General features: G+C 36.7%; 15 protein-coding genes. 1 reads left to right on the forward strand and 14 read right to left on the reverse strand.

Going from position 1 to position 16,061, the window contains the following annotated elements; all coding sequences use genetic code 11:
- Window positions 1-74 precede the first annotated feature (74 nt).
- The 9 genes from RU86_RS06740 to RU86_RS06780 all read right to left on the reverse strand — a co-directional run bounded on the left by RU86_RS06740 (window position 75) and on the right by RU86_RS06780 (window position 7,172).
- Window positions 75-596 (reverse strand): thioredoxin domain-containing protein, encoded by a 522-nt coding sequence (locus tag RU86_RS06740; protein WP_096814651.1) that lies wholly within the window; start codon window positions 594-596, stop codon window positions 75-77.
- Complete coding sequence (locus tag RU86_RS06745) at window positions 580-948, reverse strand: hypothetical protein (protein ID WP_096814652.1); 369 nt, start codon at window positions 946-948, stop codon at window positions 580-582. Before RU86_RS06745 ends, RU86_RS06740 begins: the two co-directional genes overlap by 17 nt.
- Complete coding sequence (locus RU86_RS06750) at window positions 945-1,211, reverse strand: hypothetical protein (RefSeq protein ID WP_096814653.1); 267 nt, start codon at window positions 1,209-1,211, stop codon at window positions 945-947. The genes RU86_RS06745 and RU86_RS06750 overlap by 4 nt, the downstream gene beginning before the upstream one ends.
- Window positions 1,198-2,565, reverse strand: coding sequence for a hypothetical protein (locus RU86_RS06755; protein WP_096814654.1), 1,368 nt, complete (start codon window positions 2,563-2,565; stop codon window positions 1,198-1,200). Before RU86_RS06755 ends, RU86_RS06750 begins: the two co-directional genes overlap by 14 nt.
- The gene (locus RU86_RS06760) at window positions 2,522-3,232 is read right to left on the reverse strand and encodes an ATP-binding cassette domain-containing protein (RefSeq protein ID WP_096814655.1); all 711 of its coding nucleotides are present in this window, start codon (window positions 3,230-3,232) and stop codon (window positions 2,522-2,524) included. Before RU86_RS06760 ends, RU86_RS06755 begins: the two co-directional genes overlap by 44 nt.
- A 42-nt stretch (window positions 3,233-3,274) precedes the next feature.
- Entirely contained in the window at window positions 3,275-3,481 is a 207-nt protein-coding gene (locus RU86_RS06765; protein WP_096814656.1) for a hypothetical protein, read from the reverse strand.
- A gap of 486 nt (window positions 3,482-3,967) precedes the next feature.
- On the reverse strand, window positions 3,968-4,828 hold the full coding sequence (locus RU86_RS06770; protein ID WP_096814657.1) for a helix-turn-helix domain-containing protein: 861 nt from the start codon (window positions 4,826-4,828) through the stop codon (window positions 3,968-3,970).
- Window positions 4,829-5,385: 557 nt separating this feature from the next.
- Window positions 5,386-6,033 carry a type I 3-dehydroquinate dehydratase gene (locus tag RU86_RS06775; RefSeq protein ID WP_096814658.1) on the reverse strand — a complete coding sequence of 216 codons (648 nt, stop codon included), beginning with the start codon at window positions 6,031-6,033 and terminating at the stop codon, window positions 5,386-5,388.
- A gap of 2 nt (window positions 6,034-6,035) precedes the next feature.
- Complete coding sequence (locus RU86_RS06780) at window positions 6,036-7,172, reverse strand: class I SAM-dependent rRNA methyltransferase (protein WP_096814659.1); 1,137 nt, start codon at window positions 7,170-7,172, stop codon at window positions 6,036-6,038.
- Window positions 7,173-7,446: 274 nt separating this feature from the next.
- Here RU86_RS06780 and RU86_RS06785 point away from each other — a divergent pair, with 274 nt between their 5' ends.
- Window positions 7,447-9,609, forward strand: a complete 2,163-nt coding sequence (locus RU86_RS06785; RefSeq protein WP_096814660.1) for an LTA synthase family protein — start codon at window positions 7,447-7,449, stop codon at window positions 9,607-9,609.
- A gap of 96 nt (window positions 9,610-9,705) precedes the next feature.
- Here the strand turns inward: RU86_RS06785 and RU86_RS06790 are convergent, their stop codons facing one another.
- From RU86_RS06790 to RU86_RS06810, 5 genes are all read right to left on the reverse strand, one after another.
- Window positions 9,706-11,208, reverse strand: a complete 1,503-nt coding sequence (locus RU86_RS06790) for a flavocytochrome c (RefSeq protein WP_096814661.1) — start codon at window positions 11,206-11,208, stop codon at window positions 9,706-9,708.
- A 208-nt stretch (window positions 11,209-11,416) separates the two neighbouring features.
- Window positions 11,417-13,672: a 5-methyltetrahydropteroyltriglutamate--homocysteine S-methyltransferase gene (gene metE, locus RU86_RS06795; protein WP_096814662.1), complete on the reverse strand. Its 2,256-nt coding sequence runs from the start codon at window positions 13,670-13,672 to the stop codon at window positions 11,417-11,419.
- A 118-nt stretch (window positions 13,673-13,790) separates the two neighbouring features.
- Window positions 13,791-14,258: a threonine/serine exporter family protein gene (locus tag RU86_RS06800; RefSeq protein ID WP_047915451.1), complete on the reverse strand. Its 468-nt coding sequence runs from the start codon at window positions 14,256-14,258 to the stop codon at window positions 13,791-13,793.
- A 16-nt stretch (window positions 14,259-14,274) separates the two neighbouring features.
- Window positions 14,275-15,090, reverse strand: a complete 816-nt coding sequence (locus RU86_RS06805; RefSeq protein WP_096814663.1) for a threonine/serine exporter family protein — start codon at window positions 15,088-15,090, stop codon at window positions 14,275-14,277.
- Between the two features lie 62 nt (window positions 15,091-15,152).
- Window positions 15,153-15,992 carry a thymidylate synthase gene (locus RU86_RS06810; protein ID WP_096814664.1) on the reverse strand — a complete coding sequence of 280 codons (840 nt, stop codon included), beginning with the start codon at window positions 15,990-15,992 and terminating at the stop codon, window positions 15,153-15,155.
- Between the last annotated feature and the right edge of the window lie 69 nt (window positions 15,993-16,061).

Here is a 16,061-nt window from a genome sequence, read left to right on the forward strand (position 1 = left end):
TAACAATACAGTGTCAAAAGTAAGCAACTTTATCTTCGGATAGCTTTAGTGGCTTAACTAATTTGTACCTATTTTTATTTATTGCTAAACAAAATCAAACTATCCAAGACAGTATGCAATGTTTCAACTTGTTTTTTAGTCATTTTTTCTTTAGTCGCATCATGTCGGTCAACTGTTCCGATATGTGTCTTTACCTCACCTTTTGAATTGATAGCAACTACAAAGGGAACTGTCAAGCGTTTCTCTGATGTGTACTTAATAAAAAACGTTTCAAGAAGTATATTATCTTGACTTGTATAATCCTCAGCCCGTATGTTTACAACTAATAATTTGACATTTAATTTTTCTAATCTCTCATCAAATACTGGTAATAGCGCTAAACACCAAGAACAAGTAGGAAAACCAAAGTAATAAAGACCCTGCTGTTTATCAGAAAGTTTTTTTAGACTTACTTCAGGTAATTCTCGTATCATTTGCGAGGTTTTATCGTGATAAACTTCAGATGTAACTTGCTTTTTGGCCAGATAATAACCACCAAGACAAATCATGATGATGATCATCACAATACCGATTAGCAGTTTAAGGGCTTTTTTCATTACGTCTCTTTCTTAATATATTTATTATAGATAACAAGATGACCTCTCCATCTGAGGTCACAGGTAGTAAATTAAAGATATTACTCAAACAAAATAGTTTTAATAGCAACAAATTTTGACCATTAGGTAATAAAATACCCACCATTATTGACATAACTGGTGCAATAGCTGCTATCATTAAATTATGTTTATCATTTTGTTGATTAAGATAAGTAACAGCAAAATTTAAAATCCCATTTCTCTGTATATGTGGTTGATAGCCCAGCACTATTGCCATAAGAAAATGTGATAATTCATGTATCATTAAAGATAGCACAATGGATAGGATAAATTTTGTTAAAAAAATAATCATTTACTAGTCATTTTCAAATCAAAGATTTTCTTAATAATGAAGAAAATACCAATAATTATCAGGTAACTTATAAACACTTTAAAAGTTAATGCAAATGTTGTCGTCATCTCAGTTGCCGTATCGACATTACTGATTTTCACACCTAATAAAGTCTCCCTTACTTGAGTTCCCTTTACTTGAAACAATTCAAATAAGGTCTCAAATACTAAAATAAATAAAAACGATACAGTTGCAATTGTAAAAATACGACTATTTTTCTCCAACGGCTCTCTCCTTTTTAATGACGTATGCGAATAAAAATAACTGAGCCACAATGATAAAACTTGTCAGCTCAGGTTTTTTCCACAAAATAAAGCAGATCATGATCGTCATGGCTAAAATAATCATTTGTGTTGTTTCATTTAATATGCCATCAGATTTAGGAAATAAATAGCCTAAAATAAGGGAGGTTAGCGCAACCCATATAGGCTGTAGCAAGTTAAGATAATTATCATAACTGACAATAACATATGGTAAAACGAGGATAATCAGCATCATGAGTTGATACCCGATATCTCGTTTCAAAGAAATTGAATAGCTAGTAAATAACTGTCTAAATCGGCTCATGTTATCATAAAACGGCAAGCAAAAAATACCTGAAAATACCAAAATCATTTGTAAGATAGTCCCTAACTGTTTAAAATCCTGACTGACATATAAAATAACAACAAAAGCAATCATTAAAAATAAAACATACCAATTATTTTTGGTTCTGAGTAAGGATATGAGATTACTAGATAACAAATTTTTTATTGTCGGTCCAATTTTGATATATTTACTAGTCGTTAATATCTGTTCTGGAAAAATAAATTTCCTAATCAGTAGCAAACTCAAGAGCAACAGCAATAAAATACTCAGACATACAAGTCTTATCAAAACTGATATATGTGTTGTAAATCCACTCAGTTTTTCTTCTAATTTATACCTGAATAGAAAATAATAGAGCAGAGCACTCAACAGTAAAATAATATCAACGGTATACTTGACGATCACCCTACCTTTACCTTTAGTAAAAGTAGTCATCTTTTTATACAAAAAATCTAGACAGATACAAGTCAAGATAAAAATAGCCTGTAAAATAAGCCAAATCAAAATAAATAACAGCTTGGATGATGTCACGAGTGTCATCATCGGTGTAATAATTAGCATGATAAATTCATATAGGCCAATCATGATAGAAAATTTAAATATCAAAAAACTCAATTGAATTTCATTTTCCTCAAAAGGTAATGATTTTGCAAAAAATAAAGAAACTTTATCCAAGGCTACTGTATTTACAACAAATAGATAGAGAATGACACCGAAAAAAAACGCTGATGAACACGCACTAAAAAATGTCATCAGCTGACCTTTAACGATGACTGCCAAAGAGATATTTTGATTTACCATGCTTATTTTAGCTAATTCGACCATATTATAATAAAAATAGGCAAAATATAAGATTAAAATCATGGTGCAGGTAATATAACGATTACGCTTTTTTTTGAAAAAAGGGTGCTTGACAAGACTCCTAAAAGAATTGCTATAAAACAATTCAAGTAGTGTTAAAATACGCTTTGATGAGGCGTCTTTTATCATTCACTACCTCCATTTCTTTAATCGTTTCCTCTAAATTTATGATGTCATCGGCGTATTTTTCAAGTTTTCCATCGGACATCAAGAAAACATGTTCTGAAAAACGCTCAAGAATCGTTTTTGAATGCGTTACTAGCACAATACCAGTATCCTTCGACATTTGTTTAAAAATTTCCTGTGTCAGTAGGGTTGTCTCAAAATCCAACCCACTAAAAATTTCATCTGCTAATAGATAATCTGTTTTTACTGCGATTGCTGCAATCAATTGTATCTTCTTTTTCATGCCGAATGAGTAAGTTTCAATGAGTGCATGACTTTTTTCTGCCATACCATAGATTTCATATAGCGTATCGACTTGCCAACTGTCTGAACTAGCATATTGTTTTAAAACAAATGATACGTACTCTCTACCAGTCATAAACTCAGGTAGGTAAAAATCAGATGGCAAGTAAAATAATTTTGATTTATAGGCATAGCTACCAGATTCAAAGTTATCTATCCATATCGTTCCTGAAAATTTTTTCAAACCAACAATACAATCAAATAACGTTGACTTACCACTACCATTGACACCAACAATAATACTGACATTGTTTTCAGCAAATGTCACATTGATACCCTTTAAAATTGGGTCATCATATCTTTTTTCAAGGTTTTCTATATTAATCATGTGATTTAAAATGGAGAGAAAAAGGTCTCTCCTCTCCCGCTTTTACCTTTTACAACCGATTGAGACAGAAATTAAATTTGGTATGCCAAATTTAAGGCTACCCGTAAAACTTCCGCCACTCCAAGTGCAATAGACACCATAACCGACTACTGCAACAAGAGACAGCAACGCTACTATCCAAAAAATCCATTCAACCACAATCTGCTTTTGATATTTCTGATCTAGCATCTGAAAATAATGAGTCATCATTTGTTTTTCCTCCAAATTATAAACTAGAGGTTACTCTAGCTAAAGGGCGTTCATGAGCATTAGCTCATTGCACTATCAGGAAGGATTTCATAGCCCTATCTTATCTCATCCATATAACCAAGATGACTTAATCAAAATACTTTTAAGTAAAAGTAGCATCATGTTAGCACGACTAAATTTAAATGTAACGTCTGACTAGTCAACCGTCAATATAAGATATCAAGTAAACTAAGGTCAATTACTTAGGTTTTAGAACTTAGCAAAGAGATAAACGTTCTATACATGTTATCAGGACGGAAACACAAATAGGTAGCATATTAGAATAAAATCCTATAACTTCATTCTAACATACGTTGTTAAAATTTTCAGTCTAATTGCATAAACACAACACTTGGTGCTGAACTGTCATGTTTATGCAACAGTTAGTAAATCAATAAATTTTAATGATATAGTCAACGGATTAACTATGAGAGAGGATGCAGATGGTCAAGCATTAATGATAAGATTCAGTATTTTTTCAAACCGCTCAGCTATACCCACTGCACCAAATTTTCTTAACCTATCAATATCATCCTGAATGTCAATCAAAAGTTCAGGATTATTTTTTTGTTTATACCTTGAAACTTTTTTAAAAATATGAAGTGATATTTTCTCCTCCAGGTCCCATTCTGTAATGAAGTCATCTAATATTTCTTTAATTCGCTCCGCTCGCCTGTACCATCCTTTGCTAATTAAAAAAATATATAGATTAATAGCAGTTTTTTTGACACCATCACTATTCTGGATAAAAAGAACAGATAATTCCTCACTATCTAGCATATCTTGTCCCAAGTCATAAACTTCCTCTTCATCAAGAAGTGCTAGACAACGGTTAAAGATGCTAATATCAAACATAGTCCACTGGGAAATCCTATTGAAATGTCTATTCAAAAAAGTTTGCTCTACTTTTGTTAACAGATTTTTTCCAGTTAGGTCTAGTATCACTGCTTTTGTCAAAATATTAAAGAATTTATCCCTTTTTAACTTAGCATTTCCCTTAATTAATTTTTTCAGTCCTACTATGTCTTTTGTTATCTCATAAGCCATAATTTTATTACCAAAAGCTTGGTACTGATTTGGTTCCTCCGCCCACAACGCAAAAAATTCATTGGGTGTCATATTAATCGCTTTAATCGCCAATAAAAATCTATCCGTTGTCAACATACTTAAACCACTCTCAAACCGAGAAATTTGTGACTTAGAAAGATTATCATTTGATCTTGCAACATCTCCTAGACTATAGCCTCGTTCCTCACGAATTCCTTTATAATAATTACCAATTGTTTGTGATTGCGCATCTTGTAACATCTTTCACCTCATCAATTTCACTTTAAAAATACAGTGGATGTAGCTAGGTACAAAAGTTCAAATCAGATACACAAGAAACCATCAATTAAGTACCATTTGGAATAGTTGGTTTCTTGAATCAGATCCATATTATGGTCCATTTACTCTCGGAGGTTTTGAGCTGCCAATTCTATAATGGGAATAGATAGCATTTTAGCATACGTCAACTCATTACATGCGTCCTCTACGACCATAGTCATCGTGTTTGCCTATATAACACGACTGGTTAGTGTGCGTGGTAAGCGGAACTTATACGCCAGTTATGTACTAATTTATATCATATATCTTATCGCATTCCACATAATAAATTAGTTGTATAATATTATTATATTAATTCGTTATTTAATTGTCAACAACAACATGAAAACGCTTTATTTTTATTATTTTGATACTTAGTCATTTCTAGTGTTTATTAATGTCAATAATAGAATAGTTATGATTAAACACCAAAAAAGCTCTTCATCAGAGAGCCGAACTTTTTTAATATTTGTATAGCCTCAAATTACACGCTATTTTACCTATAAAATATGCTGTAGCTGACGCATTTCAGTTAAACTTAACTGGCCTGGGGCACTTGTTGCATCAACAGCAGCAAAGGTCCAGCTACTTCCAAAGCTATCCCCAACCAGACGCGTTACTTTGCCAAGTTCCCCCATAGCCATGGTCACAATGATCTGATCAGGATGTACTTCAGAAAAAGTCAATGTTTCTGACATCAATCTGATCACGTCTTTTTTATCTTGCGGCATACCAGCAAATTTCACAACTTTAGGGTGTCTAGCCTGCATCTTGCCTAAAATATCTGCTAGATTTTCTGGAATTTGGTCAAAATCATGATAAGAAGCGATTGCGTTCTTGGGAAGAGAAATCTCAGGAAATCGTAAGACTTCGATATCGATATAGGCGAACTCTGATGCAAATTTATCAATTAACCTTGCATAGTCAGCATCAGACAGAAGCTGCTCATCTTTATCTTCTGTCCTAAATGTAAAAATAATGGGGTGATCAGGAAACTTGTCTTTAATTTTACTGGCTGCAAGATCTAGATCACTGATTGCTAAAAAATCTGCTCGCCATTCGATCAAATCCGCACCCTGATACTGATCAGAACTGAGTCGCGCAATTGCTTCCAAGCTCTTTGGCATGATTGGGACAACAATTTTCATAGTTACTTCATCTCCAACACAAAGACTTTCAAGTAATCAGACTGTGAATCTACTGAATTGACCGTAAAATCTGCCGGTAAGCTAAATTCTTGGACAATCTCAAATCGTTGATTGCCAAACCCTTTTTTAAGTTCAGCTAAGAAATCTGCTCTGCTTAGTCTGGCATGATTGGTCGATGCGATAATCTTACCATGCTTGTTTAAAATGGGTAGCGCATCTGCTATTAATTGGTGATAGTCTTTAGCCACTGAAAACGTCATCTTTTTATTTCTAGCAAAGCTAGGTGGATCTAAAACAATCAAATCAAAGTGTAAGTTTTTTCTAGCCGCATACTTGAAATAGTCAAATACATCCATGACATGAAATTTGTGCGCATCTAGTGGGATATTATTAGCCTTAAAATGGGCTTCTGATAGCTCACGTGAGCGTTTTGCTAGGTCGACTGATACGGTTGACTTAGCGCCACCTATTGCGGCTGCTACAGAGAATGCTGCTGTATAAGAAAACATATTTAACATGTCTTTTCCAGCAGCTAGTCCATCAATGAGAGCACCACGCACATCATGTTGATCTAAAAAGATTCCAGTCATCAAGCCATCATTTAAGAAGACTTGATACCGTGTGCCATTTTCAAGGACTATAAATTTATCTGGCGCTGATTGGCCATAAATATGACTTGAAATCGGTAGCTTACTTTCAAAGCGAACTTTTTCATAAGCACCTAATATTTCAGGGAAAACCTGTTTAAATGCTGTCATGATCTCTTGTTTCAACGAATAGACAAAGGCATTATACCAGTTAAAAAGCGCATATTCATCATATATGTCTATCGTGAAGCCACCAAAGTCATCCCCATCTTGATTAAAGACACGAAATGCAGTCGTTGCAGTATCCTGGTAATACGGATAACGTTTATGCTTAGCATCTGTCAAGAGAGCAACAAAATCTCTTGTTTTAATCGTCCAGCCAATCCCTTTGTTTTGACGTGAAAAGTAGGCTGATGTCAAGAATTGTTTCTCAAAATACAACTCAGCAAAGCCCTCAATATGTGTCTGTACAGGGAAGTCATGTGCATCCAAAACTGAGATACCATCAGCTATTTTTTTTGCGGCAAATTTATTTATCGTTAGTTTAGTCATTAGTTAATATTATACACGAAAACAGCTCAGAAAGCTATCTCATAAGGGGAAACAAGCGGATAGCAAAAATGTGAACCGGATCAATCACTTCAACTTGCCATGACTTTAGGCGATAATTATGACAGCATCAGAAAATAAATAGGTCATTGTTTGCCAAAAAAGTGAAAATAGCGTAAAATGAAGAAAGATATTTTAGAGAAAATTTGTAGTTATCGGAAGTGTTAGCTGCTTCAGCTTATCACCCGTGTACTGCTACCCAAAGGAACAGATTAACTTGTTAAAAAAATTTTCAAACATTGTCTCGACGAGACTCGGATTTACTGCTTTTCTAGTCCTACTATTTTGGCTTAAATCCTTATTTGCCTACTTCTTCAAATTTGATTTAGACTTTGATAATTCATTTCAAATACTGCTCGCCATCCTCAACCCCTTGGCAAGCACCCTTTTATTGCTTGGTCTTGCCTTATATGTCAAGAATACTAAGCTCTACTACAGTCTTTCGCTGGTGATTTATTTTATACTAACGCTTTGGCTATTTTCAAATGCAACTTATTTCGGTGAGTTTACTGACTTTATAACCGTTAATACGATGCTAGCATCAAGTAAAGTGGCCGCAGGTTTAGGACAATCTGCACTGAACTTGTTCAATTTTACAGATTTGTTCTTCGTAATCGATTTTCTAATCATTGGTCTCTTAATGTGGCGAAAGGTCATCCGTTTTGACCACCGTGCCTTTAGTAAACGAGCTGGATTTGCCATTACCTCACTTTCCATTCTTGCCTTTACAGTCAATCTTTTTATGGCGGAAATTGATCGACCAGAACTCTTAAGTCGCGGCTTCTCAAATACCTATGTGGTCCGCTACCTAGGACTTGTACCTTTTACTGTTTATGATGGGATTAATACCTATAAAACGAACCAAGTGCGTAAAGAAGCTAAGCCTACTGATGTGGCTGAAGTTCAAAAATATGTTAGCGACAACCACGCGAAACCAAATCCTGATACTTTTGGCATCGCTAAAGGCAAAAACGTGATCTATATCCACCTTGAAAGTTTCCAACAATTTTTGATCAATTACAAGCTAAAAGCCATTGATCCAACAACAAAACAGGAAAAAGAGTATGAAGTGACGCCTTTTCTAAATTCCTTGTTTGGCTCAAAAGAGACTTTTGCTTTTGATAATTTTTTCCATCAAGTTAAAGCGGGTAAGACCTCAGATGCTGAAACATTAATGGAAAACTCATTTTTCGGACTTACACAGGGCTCATTTTTCGTTAGTAACGGTGGTAAAAATACCTTCCAATCAGCTCCAGATATTCTGTCACAAGTAGGGGGCTATACATCTGCTGTTTTCCATGGTAACGTTGGCTCATTCTGGAATCGAAATGAAACTTATAAACGATTAGGCTATAACTACTTTTTTGATCAAACCTATTTCAACGTTGATAAGTCAAACTCATTCCAGTATGGCTTACATGATAAATTCTTATTTGGTGATTCTATTGAATATTTAGAACACCTACAACAACCTTTCTATACTAAATTCATTACAGTATCTAACCACTATCCATACGTTAAATTTGCTGGTGATGAAGGTGGCTTCCCACTCGCAACGACTAGTGATGATACCATAAATGGTTATTTTGCAACTGCTAACTATCTAGACACAGCAGTCAAGGAATTCTTCGATTATCTGAAAGCGTCAGATGTCTATAAAAACTCAGTCATTGTCCTTTATGGCGACCACTACGGTATTTCTAATTCTAGAAATCCTCAGTTGGCAGAGCTATTAGGTAAAAACAAAGAGACTTGGTCAAGCTATGATGATGCCATGCTACAACGTGTACCTTATATGATTGTTGTACCTGGCATGGATAAAGGGCGTGTCGACCATACATTTGGTGGAGAAATAGATAACCTACCTACTCTCTTACATTTGTTAGGCATTGACAACAGCAAATACCCACAATTAGGTCAAGACTTACTCAGTCCAGATCATCGTAATTTACTGGCCATGCGAAATACCGATAACTGGGTATCTTCAACCTTAACCAATTACTCTGGTCGTATTTATAAGACGGCTACTGGTGAAGAGATCACCAATCCCGATCCGGATACCAAAAAACAAATAGATGCAAATAATAAACAATCAGAAGAACAATTAAAAATTTCTGATGCAATTACCACAGGAGATTTACTCCGCTTTTGGCCTAGTGATGGGTTGAAACCCATTGATCCTAACGACTATAATTATACTAAGGGTCTCCAAAAAGCAAAAGTCATCGAGAAAAAATTAGGTGATGCGTCAACCTCTATCTTCTCCCAAAATGGTGATAAGACAACGAAAGACCTCTGGAAAACACAAAGTTTCCAAGCACTGCACCCAGAACTAAACCTCAGTCAAGCAGGTACGTCTGGCAGCTCAGCTAAGAAATAATGTGTTAACCTAGATCTATCCTTATAACTTATAAAAAATAGCCCTCATCATTCATGAGCGCTATTTTTTATGCGTCTATTTATAGATTAACCACTCTTATTTGACATATGCCGCTGCCTGTGTACCTGCTTGACGACCAAAAATGATGATGTCGGCTACTGCATTACCACCAATTCGATTACTGCCATGAAGACCACCTGTGACTTCACCAGCCGCATATAGTCCCTTGATGACTGTGCCATCTTTCTTCAAAACTTGTGTTTCAGTATTGATTTTCACGCCACCCATGGTATGGTGAATACCTGGTGAAACTGCAATCGCATAGTAGGTGCCATCAATATCGTTTGTCATACCAGTTGTTCTGCCGAATTCAGGATCTGTCTTAGTAGCAACAGCTGTTTGCCATGTCTTAACTGTTTTCTCAAGCTCAGTTTTATCAATGCCTGTTTTTTCTGCCAATTCTGCTAAGGTTTTAGCAGAAACGACCATGCCTTTTGACATATACTGGTCAATTGCTTTAACCGCTGCTTTTGTTTTATCTCCAAAGACGATGTAAGCTGACTTACCAGGTTGCTTGAGTTCAGCAGCAGAAACCTTATCACGTGTGTTCATCTCATTCGTAAAGCGTTTACCTGCTTTATTCACTAAGATAGCACCTTCACCACGGACCGCTTCTGTTACCAAATAGCCTGTTTTCTTAAAGACAGTTGGGTGGATTTGAATCTTATCTAGATCAACCGTATCACCACCTAATTGTTCAATCATCTTGATGCCATCGCCTGTTGAACCTGCTGCATTAGTAGAGACATAATCTTTCAGGTCAGGACGATATTTTTTTATCATCTCTTTATTAGCACCAAACCCACCTGTTGTCACAATCACTGCTTTAGTAGTGATCGTTTTGGTCTCAGTTTCATCAACTTTTACCTTAACGCCAGAAATTTTGCCATCTTTTTCAATTATTTTAGTGACATCACTATTAACAAATAGGGGAATGTCTCTACTTCTAATATTTTTTTCAAGGCCTTTGACAAGGTACTGACCTACAGCAGAACCATCTGAAGGGCGATGTGTTCTAGAGACACTCATGCCACCTGTCGTCGTCAGATTATCAAGGACAATCTCATTTTTAGCTAGCCAATCGATAGCACTTGCTGAATGATCCACAAAGTAACGCAGTAGAGCTTGATCATTTGTCCCACCACCACCTTTTAAGGTTTCATCAAAGAATTTTTGATTGTCATCAGCAACACCTTGTGCTTTTTCAACAGTCGTTTCTGATGCATTCATGCCTGCAGAAGATTTTGAGGTATTGCCACCTGCAACTGGCATTTTTTCCAAAATGACTGGATTCATCCCTGCATCTTTGGCTTCCATGGCAGCAGTCATACCTGCGCCACCTGCACCAATGATGACGATATCATAGTCAGATTTCATATCAGCTATCGGCGTATAATTATTTTTAGCAGATGCTGCTGCTTTTGCATCTGATTTACTTGCCTTAGGTTTTTCAGCCGTTTTCTTACCACCACATCCGACCAGTGCGACTACCGCTAGTAAAGTGAGTCCTCCCGTAACCACCTTTTGCCATTTTTTCATACCACATTCCTCGTTCTTCATTATTTGTGATTTACATCACAAAACTATTATATCAAAAATAGCATAAAAAAACGATAGGTATTTTTATTTTTTTAAAGCGCTACCAAGCTATCGCTTATCCCAATTTGTTAAAAACCTGCTTGACTAGCAAAAAATACAGCTATCTGATGTGATAGCTGTATTTTTCTAATTTATAACTGTCTCATAATCAAAGTGTTGCGCGAATAGCTTGTGTTGCTTTAACTAAATTTTCTAATGATGCTTTCACTTCTGTCACCCCACGTGTTTTAAGGCCACAGTCAGGATTAATCCAAAGTTTTTCTAACGGCACTTTAGTCAATAGTTTATGAATGACGTTCTCGATTTCGTCAAGTGATGGAATCCGTGGGCTATGAATATCATAGACGCCAGGTCCTGTTTGTGTTCTAAACCCATTTTCTTGTAGGGCATCAAGGATGGACAAATCACTCCTACTCGCTTCAAATGAGATGACATCCGCATCCATGGCATCGATTGCTGGAATGATGTCTGTGAACTCAGAATAGCACATGTGTGTATGAATTTGCGTTGTTGGCGCCACTTTAGCATGTACTAAACGAAAGGCAGGAATTGCCCAATCTAGATACTGACTGTCCCAATCTGTCTGGCGTAGCGGTAATTTTTCTCTGAGCGCTGCTTCATCAATTTGGATAATCTTAATCCCGTTTTTCTCTAAATCAAGCACTTCTTCTTGAATCGCTAGCGCAATCTGGAGCGTCGACTCACTTAATGAAATATCTTCACGAGGAAACGACCAGTTTAAGATCGTCACAGGTCCTGTTAACATGCCTTTGACTGGTTTATCAGTCAAACTTTGGGCATAAACTGAATCTGCAACTGAAAGTTGTTGGACCCTCGCGATATCCCCCCAGACAATCGGTGGTTTAACACAACGTGTGCCATAAGATTGTACCCAAGCATATTTAGTAAAGATATAACCGGCTAGTTTCTCACCAAAATATTCCACCATGTCATTTCGTTCAAATTCGCCATGAACGAGGACATCAAAGCCGATAGCTTCTTGCCAGTCAATCCACTCTTTTGTTTTTGTCTTGTTAAAGTCATCATAGGCAGCTTTTGTGATATCACCACGCTTAAAGTTTAGACGATTTTTACGGACATCTGCTGTTTGTGGGAATGACCCGATCGTTGTTGTTGGTAGCGTTGGTAACTTAAATACCTCTTTTTGGATTGCTTCACGAGCTGAAAAGTCGGGTGTTCTACTATAGTCTGATGATGATAAGCCCGACACTTTTTCCTGTACAGTCAAGTCAGCTTCAAATCTTTTTTCATCAAATAAGGCCTTATTTTCTGCTAAACTTCCTGTTTCGAGTTGGTAGAAAATAACGTTTATATCCTTGATTTCTTGCAACTTTTCTTGCGCAAAGGCAAAATGACGTAAGATTTTTTCATCTAAGTCCGTCTCAGCACTAACCGTGTAAGGGACGTGTTGTAAACTACATGATGACGAGATGATCAGTTTATCTTTTGGTAACTTAGCTAGAATAGCAAGCGTCTTTTGATAGTTATTCCGCCAAATATTTTTACCATTTACCACACCAGCAAACAACTTTTTGTCAGTTGGGAAGCCATGTGTTTCAATCAATTCAGCTGTCTTACGGCCTTCCACAAAATCAAGGCCAATGCCGTCGACATCTAGCCTGACTAAGTCAGTATAAATATCACGGACGTCACCAAAGTAAGTTTGTAGTAGGACTTTAACTGATTTTTTTTGTGCGAGTAAAGGCGTATAGATTGCCTTGACTAACCCAATATCCTCAGCAGATAAGTCAAAGACAAGCGCTGGCTCATCTAGTTGCAACCAGTCGATTTTTTCAGCTGCTAGTTTTTCAAATACCTCAGCATAGATGCTAACAAAATCATCCTGAACTGTCGCGATAGTTGATTGACCTGTAAACTTAATGAGCTTTAAAAGCGTGTAGGGGCCGATTAAAACTGGTTTAGTCGTGATCCCTAGTGCCAAGGCTTCCTGATATTCTGAAAGTAATTTGCTAAGATCAAGCTTTAAGACAGTCCCATCATCGAATTCAGGCACCATGTAATGATAATTGGTATTAAACCATTTTTTCATGGCTAATGCTTTGACATCTCCTGCCTCAGACTGATGTCCCCGTGCTGCTGCAAAGTATTTTTCGAGGGGTGAGATGGCAAGTGCTTGGTAGCGCTCAGGCACGATATTTAGCGCAAAAGCGGTATCTAGTGTCGTATCATAAAACGAAAAATCATTTGATGGGATAAAATCAATGCCAGCTGCAAATTGGGTTTGCCAATTTAATTGTCTTTGCGTTTTAGCAACAGTTTCTAACTCTGACTCAGAAAGTTCCTTTTTAAAAAATTTCTCGATTGCAAATTTTAATTCTCGTTTTGCGCCAATACGTGGATAGCCTATAAGTGATGTTGTCATAAATTGCCTCTTCATTTCTTTAGTAGTATGACATTATTCTATCATCTCTCGTTATAGTTGTAAAATATATAAAAATAGGTATTAGTTATAGTTTTAACGTATAACAAAAATCGCCGACCTAGGTCAAGCGATTCATGCCACGTAAACGATTAATTAATTCGGCTAGCCAAAATCCGGCTGCAATTGCACCAATAATAATTACGAGTAATTCAAAATTAGCGACTGCATCATCCCGATTACCAGTCACCAAACTTCTGACCACTTGATAGGCTTGCCCACCTGGGACTAAAGGAAAAATACCTGGGATACTATAAATGAGCATCGGTACTTTTTGTGCCCGACTCATGGTCAAACTTAGTACACCAATCACATTAGTTGCAATAAATGACCCTAGCACAATTCGCCAATTTTTATCCATCATCTGCTGTGTGCAGAGTAAGACAAGTTCATAAGTCAGCCAAGCACTTGCGCCGACAATCCCTGCACGATTCAGTGTTCGCCTAGGAATATTTAAGATAATACCAAAAGAAAGTGTCCCGATATAGGCAAGAATCATTTGGCTGAGTAACTGTAATAAAACAAGCATCCTAGGACTCCTTTAATCAATAAAAAAATGAGAGTAACACAATACCGAGTCCTACAGAAGCAGCTGTTAACAGCGCTTCTATGATCCGTCCTTGTCCAGATATAAAGTTACCAGCCATGATTTCTCTCACAGCATTGGTTAGTGCAACACCTGGTACAAAGGGCATAATGGCACCAATAATTACGATATCGGCATCAAAAGGATGCGCCAGTACTTTTGAACAGATGAGCATGATAAAAGACATGGATAAACTCGCTAGGAATAAGCCAAAAAAACGCATATGAAACTTATTTCTCATTTGAAAGGCGATTGCATAGGCAAGACCACTTGTGGTTGCTGCTAGAAAAAGATTGATAAAAGCTGTATTTCTCGTTAACATAATCACAAATGTTACAGCGATTACCATGGCACTCATGACCTGCAATTTTAGTGAGAACCTGGGAATCGTCATATCAATCTTACTTAACTTATCTGCAAAGGTCTCGATTGAGATCCGGTGTGCTGTGAATTGACGTGTCAAATCGTTGACCGCGACAATCTTTTCCATATCCATCGTCTGTATGCGAGGTGGAATACTGCGCATTTGCGTTAAGCCTTGCTCTGGAAAACTGACCGTGATGGCATTTAAGAGGACATAGACCTGCAGGTTGTTAATCTCTGCTGCAACGCCCATTCTCTGTATCACATCTTCTACACGTGATATTTCAGATCCATTTGCCATCAATATTTGCCCGGCCAAGAGACAAGAATCCATTAAAATATGGACGTCTGAGGCCTGTTTCTTTAAGGTATTACTGTTAAGATTAGTTACAGCATCTGGCATTTCAGTCATCCTATTCTTAAATTATTTAGCGATACGTTTGGTGATGAGTTGTCTTAAGGACCTTTAGTGCCTTATATGGCCATATCGAAAGTGAGCTGTGGTTTAACAGGTTCATAATCGACCAGCTCAAAATCTTCAGGTTTGATATCAAAAAAGTTAGTGCCATCTGCTACATTCAGCTTTAGTACTGGATTTTTATCTGATGGTGTCCGTTCAAGTAGCGTGGTCGCATTATCAAACTGATTATCGTAGATATGTAAGTTATTGACAAAATAGAAGAACTTGCCAATCTGCCAGCCGAAATGTTTGGCAATCATCATCTGCAAGGCCACATACTGCATGGCATTGATATGATGGGCTACTAACATGTCATTACTGCGTTGTGTCAAGGTCGCATCTAGATAGATCTGTCCATCAACACGTCGAACATCAAACATGGTTTGAAAGGCACAAGGCAATAAGCCTTCTGATGCCTCAAAATCATCATATTGCCAGAGGTTGATGATATTTCTGCGATTCCATGGATTTTTTTCAAGTCCACTGAGTAATTTACCGATGATATCATGTTTTTTGACAGTCGCACCATAGCGCATACCGATATTACCTGACTCCCCAACTTCCCACTCATTCCAATACTTAACGCCATACTTGTTTACTAAAACGTCCAGCTCACTGGTTTGATCCTGATAAATCCACATCAATTCTTTGATGGCTGACTTGATTGGAATTGGTCGTAAGGTGGTAATCGGAAATTCACCTTTACTCAGGTCGTACTCAGCAAAACTACCTGTAATATATTTTGAATTTGCTGTCTTTCCATCCTTATATTTTGGACGGGCATTTTCACTCCATACACCATCGTCTAATATGTGATGGATATTATCAATAAAAAGTTTATCTGCTTTTCTCATATCTTTATCTTATCATTTCTTTATCATCTATACGACTATAGGGCTCAGCATCTTGCAGATTCATCTCGT

This window comes from Pseudolactococcus piscium, from assembly GCF_002441695.1.
In the GTDB taxonomy this organism is placed as follows: domain Bacteria; phylum Bacillota; class Bacilli; order Lactobacillales; family Streptococcaceae; genus Pseudolactococcus; species Pseudolactococcus piscium.

Coding starts and splice junctions, on each gene's coding strand:
- RU86_RS06775 (WP_096814658.1), bottom strand. CDS start 6,033: ATGAAAATTGTTGTCCCAATCATGCCAAAGAGCTTGGAAGCAATTGCG.
- RU86_RS06770 (WP_096814657.1), bottom strand. CDS start 4,828: ATGTTACAAGATGCGCAATCACAAACAATTGGTAATTATTATAAAGGA.
- RU86_RS06740 (WP_096814651.1), bottom strand. CDS start 596: ATGAAAAAAGCCCTTAAACTGCTAATCGGTATTGTGATGATCATCATC.
- RU86_RS06745 (WP_096814652.1), bottom strand. CDS start 948: ATGATTATTTTTTTAACAAAATTTATCCTATCCATTGTGCTATCTTTA.
- RU86_RS06800 (WP_047915451.1), bottom strand. CDS start 14,258: ATGCTTGTTTTATTACAGTTACTCAGCCAAATGATTCTTGCCTATATC.
- RU86_RS06765 (WP_096814656.1), bottom strand. CDS start 3,481: ATGATGACTCATTATTTTCAGATGCTAGATCAGAAATATCAAAAGCAG.
- RU86_RS06760 (WP_096814655.1), bottom strand. CDS start 3,232: ATGATTAATATAGAAAACCTTGAAAAAAGATATGATGACCCAATTTTA.
- RU86_RS06790 (WP_096814661.1), bottom strand. CDS start 11,208: ATGAAAAAATGGCAAAAGGTGGTTACGGGAGGACTCACTTTACTAGCG.
- RU86_RS06805 (WP_096814663.1), bottom strand. CDS start 15,090: ATGACTGAAATGCCAGATGCTGTAACTAATCTTAACAGTAATACCTTA.
- RU86_RS06810 (WP_096814664.1), bottom strand. CDS start 15,992: ATGAGAAAAGCAGATAAACTTTTTATTGATAATATCCATCACATATTA.
- RU86_RS06780 (WP_096814659.1), bottom strand. CDS start 7,172: ATGACTAAACTAACGATAAATAAATTTGCCGCAAAAAAAATAGCTGAT.
- RU86_RS06755 (WP_096814654.1), bottom strand. CDS start 2,565: ATGATAAAAGACGCCTCATCAAAGCGTATTTTAACACTACTTGAATTG.
- metE (WP_096814662.1), bottom strand. CDS start 13,672: ATGACAACATCACTTATAGGCTATCCACGTATTGGCGCAAAACGAGAA.